This is a genomic window from Paenibacillus sp. 01T424 (assembly GCF_056398745.1).
The window spans coordinates 359,322-384,523 of record NZ_JBFTPZ010000001.1 but is presented as its reverse complement, the minus strand read 5'-3'; the positions used below and the strand labels follow the sequence as shown (position 1 = coordinate 384,523).

General features: G+C 44.6%; 24 protein-coding genes. 22 read left to right on the top strand and 2 right to left on the bottom strand.

Translation table 11 applies throughout. The annotated features are described in order from the left end of the window. The first annotated feature begins 154 nt into the window (after positions 1 to 154). Both cyoE and AC1DPK_RS01550 read left to right on the top strand, forming a co-directional pair. A complete protein-coding gene (gene cyoE / locus AC1DPK_RS01555; RefSeq protein ID WP_339204488.1) occupies positions 155 to 1,012 on the top strand; it encodes a heme o synthase in 858 nt (285 codons plus the stop codon). Positions 1,013 to 1,036: 24 nt separating this feature from the next. Then, positions 1,037 to 1,642, top strand: a complete 606-nt coding sequence (locus AC1DPK_RS01550) for an SCO family protein (protein ID WP_339204487.1) — start codon at positions 1,037 to 1,039, stop codon at positions 1,640 to 1,642. On the opposite strand, the gene AC1DPK_RS01545 is transcribed toward AC1DPK_RS01550, so the two are convergent. Next, a complete protein-coding gene (locus AC1DPK_RS01545) occupies positions 1,639 to 2,010 on the bottom strand; it encodes a toprim domain-containing protein (RefSeq protein WP_430059985.1) in 372 nt (123 codons plus the stop codon). The genes AC1DPK_RS01550 and AC1DPK_RS01545 overlap by 4 nt on opposite strands. A gap of 45 nt (positions 2,011 to 2,055) precedes the next feature. On the opposite strand from AC1DPK_RS01545, the gene AC1DPK_RS01540 reads away from it, so the two are divergent. Beyond that, a complete protein-coding gene (locus AC1DPK_RS01540) occupies positions 2,056 to 2,232 on the top strand; it encodes a hypothetical protein (RefSeq protein ID WP_441876599.1) in 177 nt (58 codons plus the stop codon). A 184-nt stretch (positions 2,233 to 2,416) separates the two neighbouring features. Here AC1DPK_RS01540 and AC1DPK_RS01535 read toward each other — a convergent pair whose 3' ends face one another. Then, positions 2,417 to 3,580 (bottom strand): MFS transporter, encoded by a 1,164-nt coding sequence (locus AC1DPK_RS01535; RefSeq protein WP_477509048.1) that lies wholly within the window; start codon positions 3,578 to 3,580, stop codon positions 2,417 to 2,419. 162 nt (positions 3,581 to 3,742) lie between these two features. On the opposite strand from AC1DPK_RS01535, the gene AC1DPK_RS01530 reads away from it, so the two are divergent. The 19 genes from AC1DPK_RS01530 (at position 3,743) to AC1DPK_RS01440 (ending at position 25,160) form a co-directional block, all read left to right on the top strand. Continuing rightward, the gene (locus AC1DPK_RS01530; protein WP_076267507.1) at positions 3,743 to 4,192 is read left to right on the top strand and encodes a hypothetical protein; all 450 of its coding nucleotides are present in this window, start codon (positions 3,743 to 3,745) and stop codon (positions 4,190 to 4,192) included. Beyond that, positions 4,192 to 5,355: a transglutaminase domain-containing protein gene (locus AC1DPK_RS01525; RefSeq protein WP_477509047.1), complete on the top strand. Its 1,164-nt coding sequence runs from the start codon at positions 4,192 to 4,194 to the stop codon at positions 5,353 to 5,355. The genes AC1DPK_RS01530 and AC1DPK_RS01525 overlap by 1 nt, the downstream gene beginning before the upstream one ends. A 32-nt stretch (positions 5,356 to 5,387) precedes the next feature. Further along, a complete protein-coding gene (locus AC1DPK_RS01520) occupies positions 5,388 to 7,475 on the top strand; it encodes a peptidoglycan D,D-transpeptidase FtsI family protein (protein ID WP_477509046.1) in 2,088 nt (695 codons plus the stop codon). A gap of 203 nt (positions 7,476 to 7,678) precedes the next feature. Beyond that, on the top strand, positions 7,679 to 8,632 hold the full coding sequence (locus AC1DPK_RS01515; RefSeq protein ID WP_477509045.1) for a metal ABC transporter solute-binding protein, Zn/Mn family: 954 nt from the start codon (positions 7,679 to 7,681) through the stop codon (positions 8,630 to 8,632). Between the two features lie 34 nt (positions 8,633 to 8,666). Continuing rightward, positions 8,667 to 9,473 (top strand): metal ABC transporter ATP-binding protein, encoded by an 807-nt coding sequence (locus AC1DPK_RS01510; RefSeq protein WP_441908328.1) that lies wholly within the window; start codon positions 8,667 to 8,669, stop codon positions 9,471 to 9,473. Between the two features lie 3 nt (positions 9,474 to 9,476). Next, positions 9,477 to 10,418: a metal ABC transporter permease gene (locus tag AC1DPK_RS01505; RefSeq protein WP_477509044.1), complete on the top strand. Its 942-nt coding sequence runs from the start codon at positions 9,477 to 9,479 to the stop codon at positions 10,416 to 10,418. Next, positions 10,415 to 11,284, top strand: a complete 870-nt coding sequence (locus AC1DPK_RS01500) for a metal ABC transporter permease (protein WP_441876619.1) — start codon at positions 10,415 to 10,417, stop codon at positions 11,282 to 11,284. Before AC1DPK_RS01505 ends, AC1DPK_RS01500 begins: the two co-directional genes overlap by 4 nt. Positions 11,285 to 11,425: 141 nt before the next feature. Then, positions 11,426 to 12,880, top strand: coding sequence for an ABC transporter substrate-binding protein (locus AC1DPK_RS01495; RefSeq protein ID WP_477509043.1), 1,455 nt, complete (start codon positions 11,426 to 11,428; stop codon positions 12,878 to 12,880). A gap of 177 nt (positions 12,881 to 13,057) precedes the next feature. Further along, entirely contained in the window at positions 13,058 to 13,810 is a 753-nt protein-coding gene (locus AC1DPK_RS01490) for a Cof-type HAD-IIB family hydrolase (protein WP_076267514.1), read from the top strand. Between the two features lie 7 nt (positions 13,811 to 13,817). Next, positions 13,818 to 14,300: a DUF456 domain-containing protein gene (locus AC1DPK_RS01485; RefSeq protein ID WP_477509042.1), complete on the top strand. Its 483-nt coding sequence runs from the start codon at positions 13,818 to 13,820 to the stop codon at positions 14,298 to 14,300. A gap of 27 nt (positions 14,301 to 14,327) precedes the next feature. After that, positions 14,328 to 15,053 (top strand): ThuA domain-containing protein, encoded by a 726-nt coding sequence (locus tag AC1DPK_RS01480; RefSeq protein WP_477509041.1) that lies wholly within the window; start codon positions 14,328 to 14,330, stop codon positions 15,051 to 15,053. Positions 15,054 to 15,073: 20 nt separating this feature from the next. Further along, a complete protein-coding gene (locus tag AC1DPK_RS01475) occupies positions 15,074 to 16,717 on the top strand; it encodes a putative polysaccharide biosynthesis protein (protein WP_076267517.1) in 1,644 nt (547 codons plus the stop codon). Positions 16,718 to 16,939: 222 nt separating this feature from the next. Then, positions 16,940 to 18,373: an ABC transporter substrate-binding protein gene (locus AC1DPK_RS01470; protein WP_477509040.1), complete on the top strand. Its 1,434-nt coding sequence runs from the start codon at positions 16,940 to 16,942 to the stop codon at positions 18,371 to 18,373. Positions 18,374 to 18,529: 156 nt separating this feature from the next. Further along, entirely contained in the window at positions 18,530 to 19,228 is a 699-nt protein-coding gene (locus AC1DPK_RS01465) for a response regulator transcription factor (protein WP_339204471.1), read from the top strand. A gap of 66 nt (positions 19,229 to 19,294) precedes the next feature. Then, on the top strand, positions 19,295 to 20,638 hold the full coding sequence (locus AC1DPK_RS01460; protein ID WP_477509039.1) for a sensor histidine kinase: 1,344 nt from the start codon (positions 19,295 to 19,297) through the stop codon (positions 20,636 to 20,638). A gap of 96 nt (positions 20,639 to 20,734) precedes the next feature. Then, positions 20,735 to 21,916: a polysaccharide deacetylase family protein gene (locus tag AC1DPK_RS01455; RefSeq protein WP_477509038.1), complete on the top strand. Its 1,182-nt coding sequence runs from the start codon at positions 20,735 to 20,737 to the stop codon at positions 21,914 to 21,916. 144 nt (positions 21,917 to 22,060) lie between these two features. After that, positions 22,061 to 23,680, top strand: a complete 1,620-nt coding sequence (locus AC1DPK_RS01450; protein WP_477509037.1) for a copper amine oxidase N-terminal domain-containing protein — start codon at positions 22,061 to 22,063, stop codon at positions 23,678 to 23,680. A gap of 45 nt (positions 23,681 to 23,725) precedes the next feature. Further along, positions 23,726 to 24,073: a thioredoxin family protein gene (locus tag AC1DPK_RS01445; RefSeq protein WP_477509036.1), complete on the top strand. Its 348-nt coding sequence runs from the start codon at positions 23,726 to 23,728 to the stop codon at positions 24,071 to 24,073. A gap of 157 nt (positions 24,074 to 24,230) precedes the next feature. Continuing rightward, positions 24,231 to 25,160 (top strand): COX15/CtaA family protein, encoded by a 930-nt coding sequence (locus tag AC1DPK_RS01440; RefSeq protein WP_477509035.1) that lies wholly within the window; start codon positions 24,231 to 24,233, stop codon positions 25,158 to 25,160. Positions 25,161 to 25,202 lie beyond the last annotated feature (42 nt).

Below are 25,202 nucleotides of genomic sequence, written 5' to 3'. Positions count from 1 at the left end.
TACTAAATGATTTGTCACAATTTACGTGGCAAAATGATGAACAAAACCGTCGAACGTTGTCATCGTGTTCTTTTTTCGGTATGATTAAAAACGATTCATCAATGGATGATAGACGCCATCAGCGTCTTGTCGCATAACTTGGGAGGCTAGCTTCGTGCTTAAAGACTGGATTGCATTGACAAAACCGCGGCTACTTCGACTTAATGTATTTGCTGCGATAGGTGGTTTCATGGTTGCTTCCAAATGGGACATTAACGTTCTATTGCTTATATGGGCGATTATCGGCTCAACGTTGACGATAGCGTCAGCAACCGTGATTAATAATTATTGGGATCGGGAACTTGATTTGAAAATGGAACGTACGAAGGATCGCGCGCTTCCGACCGGTCGAATGACGCCAGGCTCTGTTCTGGCTTATGGTATTATTTTGGGGGTTGTTGGACTAGCTGTTCTCTTCCTGCTCGTTAATCCTTTATCAGGCTGGCTTGGACTGCTAGGCTGGGGTGTTTACATTGTGGTGTACACGATGTGGCTCAAGCGTACTTCAACTTGGAGTACATCGGTTGGAGGCATCTCTGGCGCGATGCCGCCGGTTATCGGTTATTGCGCGGTAACAGGTGAAATCGATGCGGGTGCTTGGATATTGTTTGCTCTGATGTTCCTGTGGCAGCCTGCTCATTTCTGGTCGCTTGCCATTAGAAGGGTAGAAGAATATCGCGCAGCAGGTTTTCCATTGCTGCCTGTCGTGAAAGGAATCAAACGTACGAAGTTTCAAATGATTCCTTACATCGTATTGCTTTTGCCAACGGGCATATTGTTTTATTCCTACGGTTACGTTGGTATTTTCTTCTTGGTCATATCCGTTGCAGGCGGCTTAATCTGGCTTATCCATACGTTGCGCGGACCAAAAGCCAAGGATACCGACAAATGGGCAAAAACCAATTTTCTTATCTCGGTCAATTATTTAATGGTTATATTTATCGTTATGATTCTTAATACGACGGGATCATAATTATCGTCTTAAGGAGTGACTGGCGTGGATTTTGTCAAAAAGCATAGCTTCAAAATTGCAGTACTTGCGCTTTGCGCAGCAATGGGAATTTATTTATTTATTACGTACGGCATGCCGGAGAAGCAGACTCTTCCAATCGAGAAGGCTGCGCCAGCGTTTGAGCTGACGGATCTGGATGATCAGAAGGTAACGCTCGCTTCAACAAATGGTAAGGCGCGAATTGTATATTTCTATTTCGCAAATTGTCCAGATGTTTGTCCGCCTACTACCTTCTTGCTGTCGCAAGTACAGGAGCAGCTTAAAGAGGAAGGCAAGCTCGGCACTAAAGCAGAGCTCATCTCCATTACGTTTGATCCGGTACGGGATACACCTGAAGTCATTCGTGATTTTGCAAAGCGGAATTTTGCTGATCTTAATGGTTGGCGTTTCCTGCGGGGCGATGAGTCAAACACGATGCAAATTGCTAGAGATTTTGGCATTGGCGTCATTAAAAATGAGGACGGCTCCTTCTCTCACTCCAATGTCATTACGATTGTGGATAAGGACGGTCAAATTCGCAAATGGATTGATGGCAGCAAAGAAGATTTGACGGCTGAGGAAATCGTAAATCAATTAAACAAGGTGCTTTAAAATTCATCTTTGCTCCAAATAGAAGCGGGACTCTGCGCAGGGTACAGGATATGCGCATCGAGGCCCGCTTTTTCTAATTGCTCAATTAAATATTCCTCTGGCGTATGCTCTACGCCTGAATAACCTCTGCGGGTATAAATATGCTCAGCATCTGGAAATACGTCGCGCAATAAGAAGCGAATCCGTTTTCCAGAGGAATCATTGTCGGTGAAAATATAAGCTTGGCTTTTGCCAATTTGTTTTCTAAGCTTGTCCAATTGCTCCGAACCGGGCGTGCCGAAGGTGCAGAAAATCGGTACATCTTGATGAAGGACGCGCTTAAGTCTTGCCTTGTCATTTTTTCCTTCTACGATAATGGCTATATCCATGGAACTCACCTCGCGTAGTGAATGTAGAGCAGGGTCATGAAGCATATGTATAGTTTACCACCAAAAATCGATTTTACCGAGATCGGGAATGATTGGTTCTTTCGTTTGAAAATGAATAAACGGTCTGCAGTTTGCAGACCGTTTATTATTTTACTAGTAGAGGCAAGTGCATGCTATGATTACGAGCAGGATAAACAGTACAAGGATAATGCCAAGGTTTGAGAAACCTCCGTGGCCATAACCACGATTTTCTGAACTTACATTTGCAGACATATATGGGGTCACCTCGTTTCCGTAGTGTTAGAAGGATGAATGCAAACAGCTGAGCTTAGCTGTTCTAACTAGTCACCTGTCATAATACAGCATATGACATGATGGGGAATTAGCCCTGTGCATTTACCTATGCCTACGAAAAATGGGTGCGGGAAGAAAGTGAACGGGAAATTCGCAGCGGAAGCAGAGCGACTGCTATCATCAATGCAATAAACGCTATGTAGTAAGGCGATATATAGTTGCGAAGCTGTCCTGCCGCCATCGGTCCGATAAACGCACCGATGGAGAAGGCGATGGATAATACGGAAAAAGTACGGCCGTAACGTGCTCCGCCGCTAAGCTCAATTAATAAGGTGGACAGCGCGGGCAAAATGACTCCTTTCGCCATACCGACAAAGAGCAGCATCAATGTTAGAGGTGCCGGTATATCGGATGCAATGCCAAAGTAAATAATGGCAAGAATGAGCGAGCCCCACAACGTTCGCAGATACGCGGATACGCGGTTCAGAAACAGCATGCTTAATGTGACGAGTGCACCGATACTGATAACGGAAAATAAAAGGCCGGTCGTCATCATCGCTTCCTGCGTTTTGGCTAGCAGTGGCAGCTCGAACGATAGGATACCCTGCGCGCAGCTTATTGCAACAGGCAGCAGGTAGACCAGCCAAGGAATTGGTACTGCAGGTTCAAGCGGGAGCATCGTTTTCTTTTTCCCGTCGTTGCTTTCAGCTTCCGTTTGCTCTACCTTCTGGCGAACTTCTTTAATAAAGAACAGAGCGCAGACAGATGTTACGATCAGAACCCATCCAAGCAGCGTAAAAGCGGTTGAAAATCCAATTTTTGCAACGAGATACGCTCCTGCTGCTGGAGATACGACTGATGCTAGTGTATGAACTAGTCCATTGCCAGCCATAAGCTTTCCTTGCTCCGTTCGATCGCTCGTTATTCTTGCAAGCAGGGACAAGCAAGCCGGAGACAGAAATGCAAGCACAAAACCGCTGATGGAGCGGAGCGTGAGGAGCTGCCAAGGATTAGTTACATGTGATTGAAACAGGAGAACAATGCCGGCTGCCATAAGACTGAACACGATAAACAATCTGCTGCCATAACGGTCAACGCCAAAGCCTGCAATGAGATTTCCAGGCAAATGCGTAATGGAGTACATGCCCATCATGAGTCCGATGAAGGAAGGCGCTGCACCTAAAGAGATGGCAAAAGGTGTTAAAATGGGGTATTGCGCATGCAAATCAAAAAAGGCGATAAACAAAAATAAGTACAGCCAAACCGCGGTTTTCACAGAGCTGACCCTCCTTGCCAATTACATTCTTATATACTTGTACGTCTAATTGGGACAGGATATGTCTGCATAAAAAGGAAACGAGCGTTTACGCCCTATATTCCGTAGGTTATAATATTTTGTAATGGGATTTTGTACGAGGTATAATGGAGGGGATCGCAATTGGATTTTTTGAATTTTTCGACCTATGATTGGGACACTTGGACAGCTTTTCTTAAAGAACATTGGCTTGTGCTTGTTATTGCGCTTATCTTACTATTAATTATTATCCGCATCGTGAAAACTGTAGTTAAATGGGCACTTGTGGTGGCAATCGTGCTTGGTATTGTCGTATATAGCGGCTACACTATGGATGATTTGAAAGAGATTGGCACTAAGGTTGCAGATACAGTGAAACAGGAAGCCGTTAATGCAATGGTAGGCGAAGCAAAGGATGCTACTTTCGTGAACAACGGGGATGGAACCTTTACAGTGAAAACTAAAAATGTAGAGCTTACCGGAGAGCCGGGTGCGAATGAGGTTGCCATTTCATTCCGCGGAACGGCGCTTGGCAAGTGGGAGCTCGATAATACGATACAAACCTTCATCGACCAAGCGAAGCAGAACGGGTAATGCCGATGACAAGCTGGGATCAATTATTTAGAGAGCCGGAGCCAATTGCTATCATTGTGCTTCTATTGCTAATTGGCTCTCTTATACAGGGGATGAGGAGAGGCGCATCGGGATCTGCGAGGCGTCTTTTCTTTTTTGTTTGGGAAGGTTTAGCAGTTATCGTATGTTTGGTACTGGCAGCACAGCTCACGAATACATTGTCACTAGCTGTAGCGAAGTGGTTGACTAGCAAGGTGAAGGTTCCTCTTCATGACCTCAGCGGGGTGGAGCAGGCATGGTACACGCTGCTTACGAGTTTGAGGGATTTTGCATTGCTGCGCTATGGCGTCTTGTTCCTGCTCAGTTATTTACTGCTGCGGGCATTGGCAGCTTTAATTGAGCCTTTGCTGGAAAGGGCAGTAGAAGGCGTTCTGAGGAGCGGCAAGGAAGAGCCTATTGCTCACTTGCAAGGCAGGCGAAGTGCAAGCCGTGCCATAGGGGCTTTAATTGGTGCTGCTCACGGAGCGGGTCGTTCATTTGTATTCGTCGTTCTTTTATTCGTTTATGTGTCCCTTGTGCCAAATGGCTGGTATGTCGACAAAATTTCCGAATCGACGGTTTATACCAAAGCGGCTTCGTGGCTGAGTCCAGTTGCCGGAGACGTTCTAGCAGGGCAAGGACCCGTGCTCGCCCAAGCGGTTGAAGCGCAGTTCAAACAAATTTTACAACGAAAATATGAGATTATTGATTACGCCATCCCAGCTGAGATTGAGAAAGCTGCTCTTTATGTGACCAAGGATGCGCAAACGAATGAGGATAAGGCGAGAAAGCTATATGACTTTCTTGGAACAAGAATTGCTTACGATTGGGACAAAGCTCGGAATTATGAAGAGCAGGGAATTTGGAAGGAACAGACACCTCCCGAAACATTTGATACGCGCAAAGGCGTATGTATAGATATAGCTCGTTTATATGCTGTAATGGCTAGGTCGGCAGGTCTAGAGGTTCGGGTTGTAACTGGAATGGGAGCTAACGGTAAGGGAGGCTTCGGTCCGCATGCTTGGAATGAGGTGCGAATCAGCGAAGGGGATAATGGCTGGATTCCACTGGATGCTACTTGGGCAAATACCGGGAATTGGTTTAATCCGCCGGCATTTGACGATACTCACATACGTGATGCATAGCTTAAAATGAGAAGGTTATGAGGTGATTAGACGTGCAAGATGATCCGCAGAAACGGGAAATTATAAATCGACGTCATTTTTCGTTTCGATTGAACTTATTTTTCTTTATTACGTTCGCATTATTTAGTGTTTTGATTGTAAGGCTAGCCATTTTACAGTTTGTTGAAGGGCCGACTCTAAGTGCTGAAGGGATCGGCAAAAGTACACGCAGCGTGAAGATTCCGCCGATAAGGGGCAATATTTACGACGCTACGGGTCATGCAATTGCGTATTCGACTTCGACCCAGTCTATTTATTTCACGATTCAGCCTGAGCTTAAGCTGGAGAAAGCGACTGCAAGTGCAAAAGAGATGGCGCAGAAGCTTTATGACATATTTACAGAGCTTGGCGATCCTGCCAAGGCGATGACGGTTGACGATATTATTCGCCAGATGGATCTTGATTTTAAACGGAATAATATCTCGACTCCGCGGCGGATTAAATCCGGCCTCACGAATAAAGAAGTGGCTTATTTCATGGAAAATCGCACGTCGTTCAAAGGTGTAGATATCATGGAGGAAAGCGTTCGGAACTATGATAAAGATTCGATTTCGGTGCAGCTTGTCGGGTATTTGAAGAAGTTTAATACCGTTCGCGAAAACGTAGACTTCTACAAGGAAAAGACGACTGAGGAAGATCCTACGCTGAGATATTTGGATGAAGAGGACGTTGGCTTCGACGGTCTTGAGCGGATGTATCAGGACGTGCTGCGCGGCAAAAATGGTTTGAAAACCTATCCCGTTAACAACGCGGAGCGTATTATCGGGCCAATGGAAATAACGAATCCTACAAAAGGGTCGGATCTTTATTTAACCATTAACAAAAACGTGCAGTTAACGACGGAAACAGCAATTATGGATCAGCTCAAAAAAATATCAACGTCTACAAACAAATATGAGCGTGCCAAATATGCACAAACCGGATTCGCAGTAGCGATGGAAGTAGATACAGGTAAAATCGTGGCGATGGCGAGTATGCCGGATTATGATCCAAATATTTGGTCAGGCGGCCGAATTAGCAAAGAGGATTACGAGAACTTCCAGAATATATTATCGAACGGTACGATTCGAACAGTCTATGGCAAATATTCAGAAGAGGAGCGCAATCAACATCCATCTTCCATCCTGCCACTTGGCTCGACAATGAAGCCGTTATCCGTATTAGTCGGATTGAATGAGAAATTGTTTAAGACGACAGATACCTACCCGGACACTGGGAGATTCTCGTATGGTAGAAAAGGATATGAGACTTATATCGGCAACTCCCAAGGCAAAAAGTTTGGCTACATTGATGGCGCGCAAGGCATTCAACATTCTTCCAATACGTTTATGGCAGCTATGATTGGCGATAGGCTTTATAGAAGAGACCCGCAAAATGGCGTAGAAATTTGGGACGAATACATGAAGCAATTTGGTCTTGGCGTCCTGACGGAAAGCGGCTTGCCTAACGAAACGAAGGGCGTTATTGAGTACTTTAACGAGGCGAAAAGTGCCAGTTCACAATCAGCGCTTGTTCAAGCCTCCTTCGGTCAGCAAGGGCGTTATACAACCTTGCAGCTCGCGCAATATACTGCCATGCTTGCCAATCGCGGCAAACGAATGAAGCCGCAATTTGTAAACGAAATTAAGGATGCAGACGGAAATATTATTCAAGGCTATACGCCTGTTATTTTGAATGAAGTAAATTACCCGATTGAATATTGGAAAGAAATTGAGCTAGGCATGTCGAAGGTTAGCTCGCAAGGCTTTGAAGGTGTGGATTACACCTATAACCGTAAGACAGGTACGTCAGAGCAACAAGTAAAAGGCCGGACTGCAGAAAATGCGGTATTTATCGCCTATGCGCCTGCCGATAAGCCGAAGCTTGCTGTAGCCGTTGTTGTACCTGATGGCGGGTTCGGGGGTTACGGTGCTTCTCCAATCGCTCGTAAGATTTTTGATGCTTATGACGAGGAAATTGGTTTGTACGGTGTGCCGAAAAAGAAGGCGCCAGCTACAAATGATACTGCTGGTAACACGGCTAATCATACAGCGGATGATGCTAATGCAGGAACTGATACAGGAACAGGAGCAAACGAATAGTGGTCTAAAAACATCAAAAAGGCAGGTCGGAGCATCAACTCCGATCTGCCTTTTTTGCTGTGCAAATCGCCCATTTCAAAATAAATGTTGCACGAGTGAAACATTTTTGTGTATTATTAAAAAAAAGGCATTAGGTAAACTAAGATTCATAAGGGCAAACTTTAGAGCATATAAAAAATGACAGGGATGGAGGAGGTAGCACAATGCGTAAAACGTACAAAACAAATTCTGCTCTTCGGAGATTTATTATGGTTATCGTTTTTTTGGCGATGACGGCAATGGTAACCTCAGCTTGCGGGCAGCAAGGAACGAGCGATGGGAAATTGAAAATTACGACAACAACAGGAATGATCACGGACGTAGTGCAGCAGGTAGGCGGTGAGTTTGTCGATGTTAGCGGATTGATGGGGGCAGGGATTGACCCCCATCTATACAAGGCATCTCAAGGAGACGTGCGGAAGCTGGATAATGCGGACATTATTTTTTATAACGGCTTGCACTTAGAGGGCAAGATGGCCGAGATGTTCGAGAAATTGGAGAAGCGCAAGCCGACGGTAGCCGTCTCCAAATATTTGACGGAAGATCAGCTGCACTCCGCCCCAGGGCAAGGGGCTGGCATGCATGATCCGCATATTTGGTTCAATGTGAAGCTTTGGATTTCTACAACAGAGGTGATCCGCGACACGCTGATGGAGAAGGATGCGGTCCATGCGGAGTACTACAAAGAGCATGCAGCAGCCTACATCAAGCAGCTGGAGGAGCTGGACAATTATGCGAGAGAGCAAATTGCACTTATTCCAGAGGCAGATCGCATTTTAGTAACAGCACACGATGCATTTGGATATTTTGGGGAAGCGTATGGTCTAACTGTCACGGGTTTGCAAGGGATGAATACGATGTCGGAGTACGGCTCAAAGGATGTTAGCAAGCTGCGCGACTACTTAGTTGAGAAAAAAATAAAAGCTGTTTTTATCGAATCCAGCGTTCCGAAAAAATCAATTGAATCGGTCATAGAAGGGGCAAGAAGCTTAGGCCATGAGGTGAAAATTGGCGGCGAGCTTTACTCCGACGCAATGGGAGATGCCGGTACGTTTGAAGGCACTTATATCGGAATGGTGAAGCATAACGTGGATACGATTGTAGCCGCTTTGAAATAGCACATAAAAAAGGCAAGGAAAGTGAGTGATAAAAATGAACCATTCTACAACAGCAGCCAAGCAAAATACGAAACAAATTGCACCGCTTACAATTAAGGGACTAAGCGTTGCTTATCAGAAGAAGCCAGTGCTTCGGAACGTATCGTTTGAAGTAAGCGAGGGTGAGCTCGTCGGGGTAATCGGACCCAATGGTGCAGGTAAGTCGACGCTGATGAAAGCGGCTCTTGGCCTCATACCGAGTATTGGCGGAGAAGTGTTAGTATACGGCAAATCTTATAAGCAGCAGCGGAAAATGATCGGTTATGTCCCGCAGCGAGAATCGGTGGATTGGGATTTTCCAACGAATGCGCTTGATGTTGTACTTATGGGCCGTTATGGTCATTTAGGCTGGTTCCGCCGCCCAAGCGCGAAGGATAAGGCGATTGCGCTGGAGTGCCTGAACAAGGTTGGCATGGCCGATTATGCGGGCAGGCAAATCAGTCAGCTCTCTGGCGGACAGCAGCAGCGCGTGTTTCTAGCGCGTGCACTGGCGCAGGACGCGAAGCTGTACTTTATGGATGAACCATTTGCAGGCGTGGATGCGGCGACAGAGAAAGCCATTATCACATTGCTGCAGGAGCTGAAGCTGCAAGGGAAAACGGTCATCGTTGTCCATCATGATCTAGCGACTGTGCAAGATTATTTTGACTCGGTACTGCTTCTGAATGTAGAGCTTCAAGCATTCGGCAAAACAGAGCAAACCTTTACGCAGGAGAAATTACAGCGTACTTACGGCGGCAGACTGGCGTTTCTTGATCGCAGCATGCAGTCTCCGTCACGTTTTGACGGAAAGGGTGAGTAATTCATGGATAGAATATGGTTGATGCTGACCGATCCGAATATGCAATGGATTTTTCTAGGCTGTACACTGCTTGGTTTAAGCAGTGGAGTGATCGGCTGCTTCTCGTATCTTCGGAAACAAAGCTTAATGGGCGATACGTTAGCCCATGCGGCATTGCCAGGCATATGCATTGCATTCATGCTCACTGGCGTTAAATCGATTGGACTGTTTCTCATAGGAGCAGGCATATCTGGTCTTATCGCAACATTCGGTATTGGATATATTACTCGAAACTCTAAGCTTAAACAGGATGCAGCGATGGGGATCGTCTTGTCAGGATTTTTTGGCCTAGGTATCGTATTGCTTACACTTATCCAGCATGGCAGCTATGGCAATCAAGCCGGATTGGATAAATTCTTGTTTGGGCAGGCGGCTTCCATGATTGCATCTGACGTTATTACGATGACAGTCGTGTGTGTGTCTCTTATTACGGTTTGCACGCTGCTCTTTAAACAGTTTAAAATTATTTCTTTTGACCCCGGGTTTGCTAGAGGTATCGGTTATCCCGTAGCCTTTCTTGAGCAGCTGCTCATGCTTCTAATCGTCGTTGCTGTAGTAGCGGGCATTCAAGCGGTAGGTGTCGTACTCGTAGCTGCGCTGCTTATTACACCGGCCGTATCGGCTAGATACTGGACGGATCGCCTTGGGCTCATGGTTGTATTGTCAGGCATATTCGGTGCAGTTAGCGGTGCGGCAGGCACTTGGATTAGCGCATCGGTGTCTAACTTGCCAACGGGACCTGTTACGGTGCTGGCAGCAACATTGCTCTTCTGCATTTCCATTCTATTTGGTCCAAAGCGCGGATTGCTTGCCAAAAGACTGGTGCGCCAAAGAGTGAAGCAAAGCTATAATCGTGACACCGATATGCTGCTTGAGGGCAAAGTGAAGAAGGAGGCGGCATTATGAGCGACTTCTGGATCTTGCTTACAGGTGCTCTAGTAGCAAGCTGCTGCGGTATTCTAGGTGTATTTCTTGTTTTGCGCAAAATGGCGATGATCGGCGATGCCATTAGCCACTCCGTCATGCCCGGTATCGTTATCGCGTTTCTGCTCAGCGGCTCGCGCGATTCGCTGCTAATGATGTTCGCAGCACTATTATGCGGATTGCTGACGACCTTTCTTATTCAAATGTTTCAGCAAAGCGGCATTCAATCCGATGCTTCGATCGGCGTTGTCTTTACAGCATTATTCGCCATTGGTGTCGTTCTCGTAAGCTTGTACGCTCGTCAGGTGCATTTGGACCAGGATGCGATTTTGTACGGTGAGATTGCGTATGTGCACTGGAATATTTGGGAGCTTGGCGGCGTGAATATGGGCCCGAAAGCCGTTTGGCTGCTCGGCACAACGCTGCTGATTATAACGTCAGTTATCGTTTTGTTCTATAAACAATTCAAGTTATGCGCGTTTGATCCTGCCCTTGCGGCTGCAATCGGCATACCTGTAGCTATCTTTCATTATTTATTAATGGGTCTCGTCTCGATGGCTACTGTAAGCTCCTTTGAAAGTGTAGGAGCGATACTCGTTGTAGGACTGCTGATTATCCCGGCATCTACCGCTTATTTACTGACAGATCGGCTCGGCCTGATGATCGTTTTGAGTGTAGCAGCCGGCGTAGCTAGTACATTCATCGGCTATGGTGCAGCTGTTTTATTGGATGCTTCAATTGCTGGCTGTATGGTGTGCGCAGCTGCAATATTGTTCGTTATCGCATTTTTGTTCTCGCCCTCGCATGGCATTGTAATCAAGAAACTGCGTCTAAGAAAGTTAGCATAATAATTGCGAAAAGCATCCTAAATGGATGCTTTTTTCATATTTATTTCAAAAAAAGGTGTATAACTGCAACTTTTATCCAAAAAGAAACGTAATGTAATTGGTACATATTAGGAGGAAACTGAAGAGGAGAGAAAATTGAACATGAAAGTGTTGTCAAAATTCGTCATACCGCTAGTTGTTTTTACATTATTGGTAACCGGTTGCAGCTTTGGGGGCAAAAACGAACAAAAAGAAAATGAACAGTCAACGCTGAAAATTATGTATTACGATGAAGGTTCTTTCTTTCAGGAGTATGGCATGGTGTTCTCGGCATTATATCCAAATATCGAAATTCAAGTCGTAGAAAATAGGAAAATGTATCAAAGCGAAAACAAGGATATGGATGCTGCACTCGACAAGTTTATTACGGAGGAGCAGCCAGATATATTGATGCTTGATACCGATCAATACAAAAAGATGGCACTTGACGGCAAGCTTTATGATCTTGATCCGGTTATGGAGAAGGAAAAGTATAATACAGAGGGCTTGATTCCCGGCATGCTTGATTATTTGAGAGAAAATGGCGGCGGACAGGTTTTTGGCATGACGCCAAGCTTTTATAGTCAAGTTATGTTCTACAACAAGGATTTGTTTGAGAAATACCAAATCGAGCCGCCGACCAATCGCATGAGCTGGGACCAGACGATACAATTGGCACGCCGCTTCCCTACGGATGGTGACAAAAAGGAACGCGTATACGGGCTGAAAATGGGCTACAGCGAAGATTTATTTGAAATGGCAAGCATTCTTGCTAATTCAGAAAACGTTAATTATGTGAATGCTTCGCAAAAACAAATGACGATAAACACAGATTCATGGAAAAATGCATTTAAGCAAGCGATTGACGCATTGGATTCGAACGCGCTTTATTTTGATAGCATGCGTAATCAAGGTGGCGACGAACCGATGTCTCAAACCTATGAGGACTATTTGTTAAGCGATCCCTTCATAGCGGGCCGATTGGCGATGACGATGGGCGATATTAATTTCATCAATCAAATCAAGCAAGCGGCTGAGAATGAGAAGGTAAAGGATAAGATCGTGAAAAACTGGGATATTGTAACGGTTCCGGTTGGACAACAAAATCCGGATCAATCAAGCATGATGTCTTTCAACAACATTTTCTCCATTCGCTCGGAATCACCAAGTAAGGACGCTGCGTGGAAATTCCTTAGCTATGTAACGAGTGAGGACTTTGCAAGAGTAAAGTCAAAGTCGAACAATTATAATGGATTGCCTGTCCGCACTAAATATATTACGGATACAGAAGGGCATAATTTTGCGGCATTTTATGATTTGAAGCCAAGTACATTTAATAGCTATAAAGATTTTGACAAGCTGCCACAAAGCTTCTGGGGAGAATTTAGAGGCGCAGCCAGCCAAGAGCTTGAAAAAGTGAAGAAAAAGGAACAGGAACTCGATGCGGCGCTTGACATTTTGCAGGTGAAAGGCCAAGAAATGCTGTTGAAGGAAGATCCTGTACCTACTGAAGGTGCTGAAGGAGCTGGAACTTCGGAAAGCAGCGGATCTGTTACTACCATTGAAACAACGGAGTAAGTTAAAAGATGGGGAGCATGCTTACGCAAATTAGCGGAGGCTGCTCCTTTTTTCTGAGCAAGTATGATGAATTCGTGTTTTTTAGAGTGACTTTCATTTGGAATCTGTCGTAAATGTGCTAAAATAATTTACTAGTTAGGTACAACAACGATACGGCATTTACGAGGAGGCACAATATTGGGAGATTATAAATTGCTTGCGCTTGATATGGACGGAACATTGCTAAATGAACAGAGTGAAATTAGTACGGAAAATGCAGAATGGATTCAAAAAGCACTTGATGCTGGAGTTATTGTCAGCTTCTCAACGGGCAGAGGTTTTCGCAGTGCACTGCCTTACGCTGAGCAATTAAAACTGGAAACACCTATGATCACAGTAAACGGCAGTGAGATCTGGCATCGTCCGCATGTGCTTCATAAACGTACCCATCTAAGCCACGTTTACGTGCAAAGGCTGCATGAGCTTGCTCTCGCACATGGCGAGCCGTGGTTCTGGGCGTATACAGCTGATGAAATTTACAATAAAGAGAAATGGATTACGCCTGCTGATGATTATGCATCACATCACTGGTTGAAATTCGGCTATTACACAGAGGATGACAACACTCGAGAGAAGCTGCTGGCAGAAGTACAAAGCTGGGGAGCGCTTGAGATTACGAATTCATCTCCATTTAATTTGGAGCTTAATCCGCTCGGCGTTTCAAAGGCAAGCGCACTTCAAGAGCTTTGCGGCTTGCTTAACATCGAGATGTCGCAAGTCATTGCTGTTGGCGATAGCTTGAACGATATTGCGGCGATTCGCGAAGCTGGCTTAGGCGTAGCGATGGGCAATGCGCAGGAAACGGTCAAGGAAGCTGCAGACTTCATTACTTTTACGAATAATGAGCATGGAGTTGCAGAAGTGATTAGACGTTACCTTCTGAAGGGATGAGAAACGTATGGATATTTTAGGCTGGACATTAGTTATTCTATTATTTGTAGTAGGGATGGCAGGAGCTATTTATCCGATTCTTCCGGGAGCTCTTGCCATTTATGGCGCATTTTTTGTTTATGGCTTATTTTTCTCGTTTAGTGAATTTGGTTTTTGGTTCTGGTTCATTCAGACGGTAACTTTAATCGTGCTGTTTGTCGCCGATTATGCGGTTAGCGCCTGGGGCGTCAAACGATTTGGAGGCTCGCGAGCCTCAGTGATCGGCAGTACAATTGGTCTTATCTTTGGTCCTTTCGTTATCCCAGCACTTGGCCTTATTATCRGTCCTTTTGTGGGTGCCGTCATTGGTGAGATGATTATCGGAACACGTTTTGACAAATCGCTCAAGGTTGGTTTAGGTTCAGTTGTAGGATTGTTTTCAAGCGTAGTCGTGAAGGTAATTTTGCAGCTGGCGATGATCGTGGTGTTTGTCCTATGGCTCGTCTTTTAATGAAATGAATAAAAGGTGGATAGCTCAATGATTAAAGTAACCGTATGGAATGAGTTTTTGCATGAGAAGATTCATGAGGAAGTCAAAAATGTATATCCAGATGGCATTCATCAAGCTTTAGCCAAAGGGATCGCAAGTGGAGATATCGAAGTAGCGACAGCAACGCTTGAGGAGCCGGAGCATGGCCTTACAGAAGAGCGTCTAGCCAATACGGATGTTCTAGTATGGTGGGGACATATGGGGCATGACCAGGTGGATGACACCATTGTAGATCGTGTTCAACAGCGCGTACTCGCAGGCATGGGCTTAATCGTGCTGCACTCGGGTCACTTCTCAAAAATTTTCAAAAAGCTGATGGGCACAGGCTGTGATCTCAAATGGCGTGAAGTGGGCGAGAAGGAAAGAATTTGGGTCGTAAATCCAGCGCATCCGATAGCAGCCGGCTTGCCGGAATACATTACGCTGGAGCATGAGGAAATGTATGGTGAGCATTTTGATATCCCAGCGCCGGATGAGCTTGTTTTTGTGAGCTGGTTTGAAGGCGGCGAGGTGTTCCGCAGCGGCTGTACCTTTAACCGCGGCCAAGGTAAAATCTTTTACTTCCGTCCGGGGCATGAGACTTATCCAACCTACTATAACCCGCAAGTGCTGCAAGTGATTCAAAATGGTGTGCGTTGGGCTTCTCCATCTCATGCAGCAGTGCCCGTACGCGGCAATCATCAGCCGCTGGAGCCCATTGGAAATAAAGGATAGGGAGACTTTGACAGACCATTATGCTAAAAAAAGACTCATTAATTAAAGGCACAATTATACTGGCAGCTGCAGCGTTGGTCGTCCGGTTTCTCGGCTTGTTCCAGCGGATTCCGCTCGAATATATGCTGGGAGCTGCCGGACAGGCGGCATTCAACTCAGCGAATACGATCTACTTATTACTGCTAACGATTGCGACGGGCGGCATACCGCTATCGATTAGTCGAATGATTTCTCAGCGCTATGCGCTTGGCCGGCCCGATGAAGCCAAACGAATTTATCGAGCGGCATTAATGTTTGGAGCAGTGACAGGGATATTGCTTGCCACTGCGATGTTTGTTTTTGCACCAGCTTATGAACGGTTCTCGAAGGTGCCGGATGCAGCTTTATCGCTGCAAGCTATAGCGCCTGCGCTGCTGCTATTTCCTATTATTGCGATGATGCGAGGTTACTTCCAAGGCCGACAGATCATGTCCGCAGGCGGGATTTCTCAAATCATGGAACAAATTTTGCGGCTCATCGGTGGAATTGGACTAGCCCTGATCGTACTCGGCTGGGGCTGGGGAGATAAGTACGGCGCTGCAGCTATTGCGTTTGGTTCTGTGCTCGGAAGTATTGGTGCATTTTCGGTTATGATGTGGTTTTGGCGGAAGCTGAAAAAACAAGATCAATCGGAGCATGCTAAATCCGCTATAAATGTGAAGGATAAGTCGGTAAAGACAAGCTCCAATCTGCCTTATCGGACCATTTATAAAGAAATATTCGGCACTTCCATTCCTGCTGTCGTAACGGCTATGACAGTACAGCTATTGTACTTTTTTGATATAACGATATTTATGCGATTGACGGAATCCTTTTATAATGAAAATTCCGCAACAAAAGCTTTGGCGGATTACTCCACGAAGGCGATGGGGATAGCAGGCATACCTCCGATTCTTGCGATTGCGCTCGGCGCGTCGATTATTCCGATCATATCCTCGGCATTTGCCTTGAATAATATGAAGGAAGTGCAGCGTCAATCCTCGCTCGTCATGCGGATTGTGTTGTTTACAGGCGTACCGGTTGCGCTGCTGCTGGCAGTAGCCTCTTATTCCGTTACTGGACTGTTATTTACGACTCCAAGCGGAAGCGGGACGGTAGCGATGCTTACAGCCGGAGCGATCTTCCAAATTACAATGATGATTTCTAATTCGATCCTATATGGACTCAACAAGCCTAAGCTGCCGATGAACCATACGTTTATTGGTTTGGCGCTTAAAGTGGTGTTCAGTCTGGCGCTTGCTCCTTTGCTTGGCGTATACGGATTTATTATTGGATCTACGATTTGTTTCGTTGTCATAACGTATTTGAATTTAAGAAGCATTAACAAGGACGTTAACTTGAACGTGCTAGGCGGCAAATGGATTGCCTATTTGATCGCAATTGCAGTACCTGCCCTCGCTGGCTGGGGAGCTGAGTACGGGGTGCTGGCTATTACTGGAGCATGGGCAGATAAGCTTTCCTATTTCTTGGCAGCTGCTGTTGCATCTGTTGTTGTAGGATCACTTTATCTCATATTGCTCGCTGCGCTTCGCGTTATTACACCAGAGGATGTACGCTCGTTCCCGGGGCCGCTCCGCAAAATACTCGGGATTGTTTTAAAGCCATTTTACAAAAAAGCGGTATAATCATAAGTTATCATGGAAGAAAGGACACAGCCCTTATAGGGGGATGTGTCCTTTTTTTCGTTAGAGCTCCCGCACTGCTTCGAAAACTTTGAAAAACTTAAGCATTCATTAAGCTAATGTTAAGAAATAGCAGAGAGAATTAGTAAGTTTTTTCCTCTAGACTATATATCAGTAGGATATGGATACATATTAGGGATAAGCGGAGAGGGAGAGAAACGAAAGATGAAAGTAAGGTCAAGGTTTGTTTTATCAGTCGTTGTTTTGGCATTAGTGGCAACTGGCTGCAGCTTTGGAGGAGACAATAAGGATAGTAATAAAATGAAGCAGTCGTCACTGAAGGTCATGTATTACGATGAAGGCATGTTCTTCCAAGATTATGGTATGGTGTTCTCGGCATTATATCCGAATGTTGAAATTGAAGTCGTTAGCAATCAGTCGATGTATAGTGAAGAAAATACAGACTACGATACTGCGTTTAACAAATTTATAGAAGAAAAACAGCCTGATATTTTAATGCTGGATGCAGAGAGGTACCAAAAGCTGTCACAAGAAGGCAAGCTTTATGATCTCGATGCTGTTATGGAAAAAGAAAAATACGAAACCGAGGGATTGATTCCCGGTATGCTTGACTATTTGAAAGAGCAGGGCGGCGGCAAAGTATACGGTTTAGCGCCTAGCTTCTACAGCCAAGTTATTTACTACAACAAGGATTTATTTGAAAAATACAAAATTGAGCTTCCGCGAAGTCGAATGAGCTGGAATGAAACGATACAATTGGCGAGGCGTTTCCCGACAGAAGGTGATAGGAAGGAGCGGGTATACGGTTTGAAGATGGGATATCGCGAGGAGCTGTTTGATTTGGCCATTATGCTGGCAGAGTCTGAAAAAGTTAGCTATGTGAATGCTGGGCAAAAGCAAATGACCATACATACGGATTCGTGGAAAAATGCATTTCAGCAGGCGCTGGATGCAATAGAATCAAACGCGCTTTTTTTTGAAAGTATGAGCAGTCAAGCGGGAGCGATGTCACAGTCCTATGAGGATTACCTGTTATCAGATCCTTTCCTGTCCGGTCGTTTGGCGATGACGATTCAAGACGTTGGTTACACGAACCAAATCAAGCAGGCAAGCGACTATCCAAGCCTAAAAGATAAGATCGTAAAAAATTGGGACATCGTGACAGCTCCAATCGGACAGCAAAGTCCAGATGAATCGAATCTGATGTCATTTAATAATTTATTTGCAATCCGAGCAGACTCTCCAAACAAGGAGGTTGCATGGGATTTTCTTAACTATGTGACAAGCGATGATTATGCGAGAGTAAAATCAAAGTCGAACAATTACAATGGTTTGCCGGTTCGCACGAAATATATTACGGATGTTGAAGGGCATAATTATGGTGCATTCTATGAGTTAAAGCCAAGTGCTTTTAATGGCTACAAAAATTTTGACAAGCTGCCTGACACCTTCTATGAGGAATTCACAAATGCGGTTAAGGAAGAGATGAAAAAGGTGAAGGAAGACACACAGGATTTAAACGCGGCACTTAGTATTTTGCAGGTTAAAGGCCAAGAAATGCTTGCTAAAGAAGATGCTGCACGGCCGGATGACGCAGCTGCTGGTGAAAACAGCGAAGCTTCGTCCAAAACGGAGTAAGAAATCAATCATAAAGGGGAGCTTGCTTACGCCTTCAAGCGAAGTCTGCTCCTTTTTTTATTTGCGGCGCCACTCTGTAACATACATAAATGAACCAATGGATACAGATCATGTTATATTTAATGAGAAGCACACCGCAGGAGGGAGTACAGAGATATGAATAGAGAAACGATACTTATGGTAGATGATGAGAAGGAAATATTAAGCTTAATGGAGATTTATTTTAAAAATGAAGGATTTACGATGCTAAAGGCATCCAATGGGCTTGAAGCGCTGGAGAAGCTTAATACGCATAAGGTGGATCTTATTATACTTGATGTGATGATGCCTGTTATGGACGGGCTTGAAGCATGCATGAAAATTCGGGAGCAAAACCATATTCCGATTATTATGCTGTCCGCCAAATCTCAGGATATTGATAAAATATCGGGTCTTAGCCTCGGTGCGGACGAATATGTCACGAAGCCATTCAGCCCGCTGGTACTGCTTGCCAGTGTCAAATCGCATATCCGCAGAGCGAAGCAATTTCATTCGAAAGCGAGTCATAATGACAATGAAATCATCATCGATGATCTCATTATAAATACAGCTACGCATACGGTAACCGTTGATCGGCAGGAAATTAAACTAACGCCTCGTGAATTTTCTATTCTTACCCTGCTGGCAGTCAATCGTGGTATCGTCCTCAGTATGGACAAAATATATGAGAGCGCTTGGAACGAGCCTTTTATGGAATCCAAAAACACCGTTATGGTTCACATCCGTAAAATTCGAGAGAAAATTGAGAAGGACGCCCAAAATCCGAGATTTATCAAAACCGTTTGGGGAATAGGCTATAAAATGGATGCGCTATAGGCATCGTGTGAACCTCGTCTTCCACCTGCCTATTTAGATGCAAACCTCGCAAATGAAGGTGCTGAAATGATGAAGAAAAAGAACAAATTCAACTTAAAGGCAGCTGCAGCAAGTTTAGGAGCAGCGGTGCTGTTTGCTGTGATTGGCTGGATGCTGCTGTGGTTTATGTTAGATATAAAGCCATACGACAAAACAATTATATGGACAATTGAGAACATCGGATCAACGCCAATCGCAGCTGCTGCGGGTTTATTGATCTTTGTAATTTGCTACAGGAAGCTTGACCAACGTGGGGCGAGTGATAATCAGAAGGGCTATAAGTTTTTCCGTACCATTCGCTTATCCTTTATCATTGCTTTCTTACAAAGCTTAGGTCTTATGTTATGCTGCGTCATTGCAGGACATTTGCTTGCCTATTTTCTTATACAATACACATCGTATAATCGTACATTAATTTGGATCGTAAACAATATTGGTTCTGCCCCTGTCATTGCTATTTTTGGATGTCTGCTTTTTCTAGCGTTATTTTTCTGGACAAGCAGGAACATGATTAACTATTTGAAGGAAATCCGATTTGGCCTGCAGCAGCTGGGTGCTGGGGAGCTTGATTATGTTATTCCTGTCAAAGCGTCGGATGAGCTTGGAGAAATAGCAAGCAGCATAAATGGATTAGGCCAGCAATTCAATCAGCTGCTGCAGGATGAGCGAAATGCCGAGAAATCAAAAAATGATTTAATTACCGGTGTATCTCATGATCTGCGTACACCGCTTACGTCCATTTTAGGTTTCCTTGAACTGATCGATCAGGATCGGTATCAGGATGAGGTAGAGCTCCGATATTTCGTTAACATCGCCTATGAGAAATCGAAGCATCTGAAACGATTAATCGATGATCTGTTTGAATACACAAAGCTAAACAACGGCATGCCGCTGGAGCTTGATGAACTAGACATTGTCGGCTTCGCACTCCAGCTTACCGAGGAGTTCGTTCCAAGCCTAGAGAAGGCGAAGATGACCTGCAATATTCAAACAAAGGAAAACACATTGTTCATTATGGCGGACGGGAATATGCTGGCGCGCGCCTTCGATAATTTAATGACGAACGCCATTCAATATGGCAGCTCAGGCAAAATTATCGATYTGCAGATCGAGAATATAGAAGATCGAGCTGTCATTCGAGTTATTAATTACGGCGAGCAAATTCCGGCACAAGATGTTCCTTTTATTTTTGACCGCTTCTACCGTGTTGACCGATCACGATCTTCTGAATCGGGGTCTGGAGGAACGGGCCTTGGACTCGCGATTACCAAAAGTATTATCGAAGCGCAAAATGGACGAATATCGGTTAGCAGTTCCACTAAGGAAACGATATTCGAGATGAGCTTCCCGTTGGCGCATCTTGAAACTTAAGATTTCTTTAAGCATATGTTAAGCGGCTATAAACGCAGTCGATAAGATTTCTCCTCTACACTATCCATTAGTTGGGTAGTTGAGGGGGAAATCATAATGGATCAAAAGAAAAAAGCAGCGCTAGCAATCGTCATTGCTGTCGCTATGATGGTTGGATGGCTGCTGACAGGATGTTCAAATGAGAACAAGGTAAACAGCGTTCAATTGATAGTAAATGGTACAAAGCTAGAGGGCCAAGCACCTGCTATGATTCAAAACGACCGCTTGATGGTATCGGCGCAATATTTGGAGCAAGCGTTTGACAAGCAGTTTGATTTATTCAGTATGTCTTCTAGTAAAAAGAGTGTTTATTATTCAGAGCAGGTCGCCGTTCTTATGTATCATGATATCGCAAGAAAACCTCAGTCTGATGGCATTATTGCTGTGGAGCGGTTTAAAAAACAAATGCAGCTTGTGAAGCAAAATGGCTTTCAAGTTATTACTATTGAACAATATATTAACTTCATGCAAGGAAAAGGCCATGTGCCGGATAACGCGCTGTTGATTACATTTGATGACGGCTATGAAAGCTTTTATAAGCTTGCTTATCCGATTCTGAAGGAATATGGTTATCCTGCTGTCAACTTTGTAATCGTCTCGACGATCGATGACCGTACGAAGCCGGGAACGCCAAAGCTGACTTGGGATCAGATGAGGGAAATGCAGCAAGCGGGAATGAGCTTTATGAGCCACACCTTTGATATGCATCGTTATGGAGCAGTGAACGAACACGGTAATGAAGCGCCTGTCATGTCCAAGCTTAATTATGATAAACAAAAGAAAAAGATGGAAACAAAGGCGGAGTACGTTGAACGGTTGAAAAAAGATTTGCTTAGGGCTGGGGAGCGGCTGAAGAGTGAACTCGGCAATAAGGTGAGTGCACTTGCGTTTCCATATGGTGCTCATAATGAAGCTGTTTTGGAGCTGACAAAAGCGGTAGGTATACCTATTACGTTTACGACGAAAGAAGGCATTAACTCTAAGTTGCATCACAATAGTTTCCGAATCAATGGGGCAAGAGCAGGTGAAACCGAAGAAGAGCTTTTCCGTAAGTTGAAGGGCGATCATTCTGCTAAGCTGTTTATTGACGAGAAAGAGGTTCCTGGCATCCATTTCTCCGAGAAATCCGGTACTGAGGTGCATATGATTGCGTTGCGAGACATTGCAAATTATTATGATTGGAAAATCAATTGGCGTCGTGAAACAAAGCAAGTGGAAATTCAAACAAAACAGTCGTAATGTCTGCTTGTAAAAGGCTTGAAAATTCGACAAAACTAGTGCTTTCCATACATTTACAACAAATAGAGTCTCCTGTACAATGAGTAGAGTTTGTGAATAACAATAACCTGCTTATTGATGTTCGATAACAAAGGAGACGAGTGGATGAAATCATTTTTTGCAAGACCAAGTAAGTTATTGATTCTTTTATTAGCTTTAACACTTATTTTCGTTGCCGGTTGTCAAGCGGTTTCCAATCTTGATTTTAATACGGCGCTCAAAAATTCACTTAAAGTTACTTCAAGTGAAAGCAAGCAGTCGCTAGAATTTAAGCTCTTGCTAGATGAGGAAGCCTATGAAGGTGCTCCTGAAGAGGAACTTGCCATTATGAAGCTGGTTTCCAATATGAAGCTTCAACTGGATCATGTTAAAGCGCAGGACAGCTCAAATATCTCCATGGATGGAAGTCTCGTTTTTGGAGAAACGGCAAGCATTAAATTTTCATTGAAAATGTCTGACAAACTTGCTGTGATGGAGCTTGAGGGAGCAAAGCATCCTTTTGTGCTTGATCTGACGAGCGAGGGTTTGCTTGGTTTGACAGGGGTATCAGATTTGACAGTCTTGCCAGCGGGAGCAGCATCTACTGAAGCTCCGGCAGTTGATGAAGCGGCGCTAACTGCGCTTGGTCACCAGATGCTGGATACCATTGGCTCGTATGTTATACATAACCTGCCAAATCCAGAACGAATTGAAGTGAAGCCAGTAAATGAATCCATTAATGGTTCACCGACTTCATTGATGAAAGTGCATGTTGACCTTGATGGTCCTGAAATTTGGGCATGGGTGAAAAAATATGTTGATGCACTTGTTGCTGATCGTGTTGGTTTAGACAAGATGATAACAGGCGTGTTTGAGATTCTTCAGAGCAATCCAAATGTATGGGCAGCTGCAGGTACGATTAACCCATTTGAAGGCAGCGAATTAGATACTCAGGATCCTAAGGAAGCGATCAAGGAAGCAACGGACGCTATCGCTCTTCTCTTAACGGAGCTGCAGGGCGAGCTGAAGCTGCTTGAGGAAGAGCCGGATGAAACATTAGATGAAATTTTCAGCAAGGACCTAACCATCAAAGCAGATGTTTATTTCGATAATAAGCTAGATATGCGGAAGCAGGCCTATGAGCTTTCTTATGTTCCAACAGTGGACCTAGAATACGGTATTTTGCCGGTTAAAGGGCTGACAATCAAGGTTGAAAGCGAAACTTGGAATGTAAACGGCGATGTAAAGGCAGATGCGCCTGTAGCATCCAAGACGGATATTTCTGTAGATAAGCTTTTTGGCATGCAAGGTTATCAAGTATTGAAGCAATTTGATGAAAAATCATTTGCTTATGATTTATTGAAAAATAAATTGCATATCGGCAAGCAGAACATCACATGGTATCCTTCTGATTATTATAATCCTGTCATTTTGACTGCCGACAATATTACAATTATTCCTCTCCGCGATACGGTTGAGCAGTTGGGTGCTACCCTGACGTATGACGCAAAAACAAAAAGCTTAAAAGTTAATGATGGAGCTACAAATACGACCATTGTTCTAAAAAATGGCAGCGATACAGCCGTCGTTAACGGTAAAAATGTAAAATGGGCGTTCCCGGTAACTGTTATTAATGGTACGACATATGTGCCAGCGCGTAATTTGGCTGCAGCATTAAAAGCAAAGATTGGCTGGGTCGACATGGGCGAAGACATGAGAATATTTACGCTGGATCGGGAAGTCTAAGCAACATAAGATCATGTTAAATACAACGATGTGCAGAGGTGCGAGATGAAAAAGTTAACGACAGATGAGGCTTTCCGCGAAGCAGTGGCAAGCGAAGGGCTCACGATTGCAGTATTTAAGACGACTTGGTGCAAGGATTGCCATTTTATCGATCCGTTTATGCCGGATTTAGAACGTCATTATGAGGGCAAGGTTACTTTCATCGAGCTGGATCGCGACGATCTACCTGATCTTTGCTCCGAACTGAACATACTGGGCATACCGAGCTTTATCGCTTTCCGTGAAAGCAAGGAGCTAGTTAGATTCGTTAGCAAGCTGCGCAAATCACGCGAGGAAATCGAGGAATTCGTCGATCGTTCCATCCAAGTCAGCGATGCGCTGGCTCATAAGTAATCGTTAGTCCGCGCCTTGTGAGAATTCGTTCTCTCAGCGCGGGCTTTCCTTTTTTTCAGTGCTTCTACTTGAAGTGTCACATTTTCAACATGGCTTTTGCCTTTTTTTATGGCTATAATTGAACTGTTATTAAAACATGAAATAAGGTGATTTTATTATGGTAACCGGGCGTTTTCGCGCGTTAGCTCTCGCTGCGTGCATCGGAATGCTTCTTGTACTGCTCGGCGGAGCATTAGTGACGAATACGGATTCTGGACGAGGCTGCGGTGATGACTGGCCTTTGTGTCATGGCAAATTTATTCCTGCTTATACAATTGAATCCATGATTGAATATTCACATCGGCTTGTGACAGGTTTTGAAGGTCTTCTTGTTCTCGCAACTGCCGTTGCAATGTTCCGTAAATTTAGACAAAACCGAAAAAGCTACAAAGAGCCACTTTTTTATGCTGGCGGTGCATTGTTATTCACAATCATCCAAGCGTTAATGGGGGCGGCCGCCGTCATGTGGCCTCAATCGCCACCTATTATGGCCATACATTTTGGTATTTCCTTAATCGCTTTTGCAGCAACACTGCTGTTAGTTATTTGGACGTTTAGAGCGAAAGACGGACCGCCAGTGGAGTTTAAAGTACCGCGCTCTGTTTTCCCTCGCGTCCTGCTTACCGCTATCTTTTGTTACGTTGTTGTATATTTGGGAGCATTCATTCGGCATACGGAGTCTGGCGGCGGATGTCTAGGCTGGCCGCTTTGTAACGGTGAAGTAATTCCAGAGATTAGCGGAGCAACAGGAGCGGTATTTATCCACCGTGTGGCTGCTTTGCTGCTTGGTATCAGCCTTGCAGGATTGTTTCTCCATATTCGTAAGGTCAGCCATGGCGGAGCGGGATTAACGAAGCCTGCTGCGTGGACGCTCGGACTTGTCATTACTCAAATTTTCAGCGGCGCACTCTTGACAGCTACGATTACAAACTCAGAGTGGTTTCTGTTCACCAATTTATTGCACAATCTAATTGTAACCGGATTGTTTGGATTATTAATGGACATATTAATTCGTTCATGGCGCCTCAGAGAAGGGCGCAAAGGATAGTAAAAGCATTTGAAATGAAATGATCAAAGTCAGCTGTAAGCA

Excerpts from the sequence above, each read along its gene's own strand:
- AC1DPK_RS01545 (WP_430059985.1), bottom strand. The coding sequence starts at position 2,010 with ATGGATATAGCCATTATCGTAGAAGGAAAAAATGACAAGGCAAGACTT.
- AC1DPK_RS01540 (WP_441876599.1), top strand. The coding sequence starts at position 2,056 with ATGTATAGTTTACCACCAAAAATCGATTTTACCGAGATCGGGAATGAT.
- AC1DPK_RS01525 (WP_477509047.1), top strand. The coding sequence starts at position 4,192 with ATGCCGATGACAAGCTGGGATCAATTATTTAGAGAGCCGGAGCCAATT.
- AC1DPK_RS01515 (WP_477509045.1), top strand. The coding sequence starts at position 7,679 with ATGCGTAAAACGTACAAAACAAATTCTGCTCTTCGGAGATTTATTATG.
- AC1DPK_RS01510 (WP_441908328.1), top strand. The coding sequence starts at position 8,667 with ATGAACCATTCTACAACAGCAGCCAAGCAAAATACGAAACAAATTGCA.
- AC1DPK_RS01505 (WP_477509044.1), top strand. The coding sequence starts at position 9,477 with ATGGATAGAATATGGTTGATGCTGACCGATCCGAATATGCAATGGATT.
- AC1DPK_RS01500 (WP_441876619.1), top strand. The coding sequence starts at position 10,415 with ATGAGCGACTTCTGGATCTTGCTTACAGGTGCTCTAGTAGCAAGCTGC.
- AC1DPK_RS01495 (WP_477509043.1), top strand. The coding sequence starts at position 11,426 with ATGAAAGTGTTGTCAAAATTCGTCATACCGCTAGTTGTTTTTACATTA.
- AC1DPK_RS01480 (WP_477509041.1), top strand. The coding sequence starts at position 14,328 with ATGATTAAAGTAACCGTATGGAATGAGTTTTTGCATGAGAAGATTCAT.
- AC1DPK_RS01475 (WP_076267517.1), top strand. The coding sequence starts at position 15,074 with ATGCTAAAAAAAGACTCATTAATTAAAGGCACAATTATACTGGCAGCT.
- AC1DPK_RS01470 (WP_477509040.1), top strand. The coding sequence starts at position 16,940 with ATGAAAGTAAGGTCAAGGTTTGTTTTATCAGTCGTTGTTTTGGCATTA.
- AC1DPK_RS01465 (WP_339204471.1), top strand. The coding sequence starts at position 18,530 with ATGAATAGAGAAACGATACTTATGGTAGATGATGAGAAGGAAATATTA.
- AC1DPK_RS01455 (WP_477509038.1), top strand. The coding sequence starts at position 20,735 with ATGGATCAAAAGAAAAAAGCAGCGCTAGCAATCGTCATTGCTGTCGCT.
- AC1DPK_RS01450 (WP_477509037.1), top strand. The coding sequence starts at position 22,061 with ATGAAATCATTTTTTGCAAGACCAAGTAAGTTATTGATTCTTTTATTA.
- AC1DPK_RS01445 (WP_477509036.1), top strand. The coding sequence starts at position 23,726 with ATGAAAAAGTTAACGACAGATGAGGCTTTCCGCGAAGCAGTGGCAAGC.
- AC1DPK_RS01440 (WP_477509035.1), top strand. The coding sequence starts at position 24,231 with ATGGTAACCGGGCGTTTTCGCGCGTTAGCTCTCGCTGCGTGCATCGGA.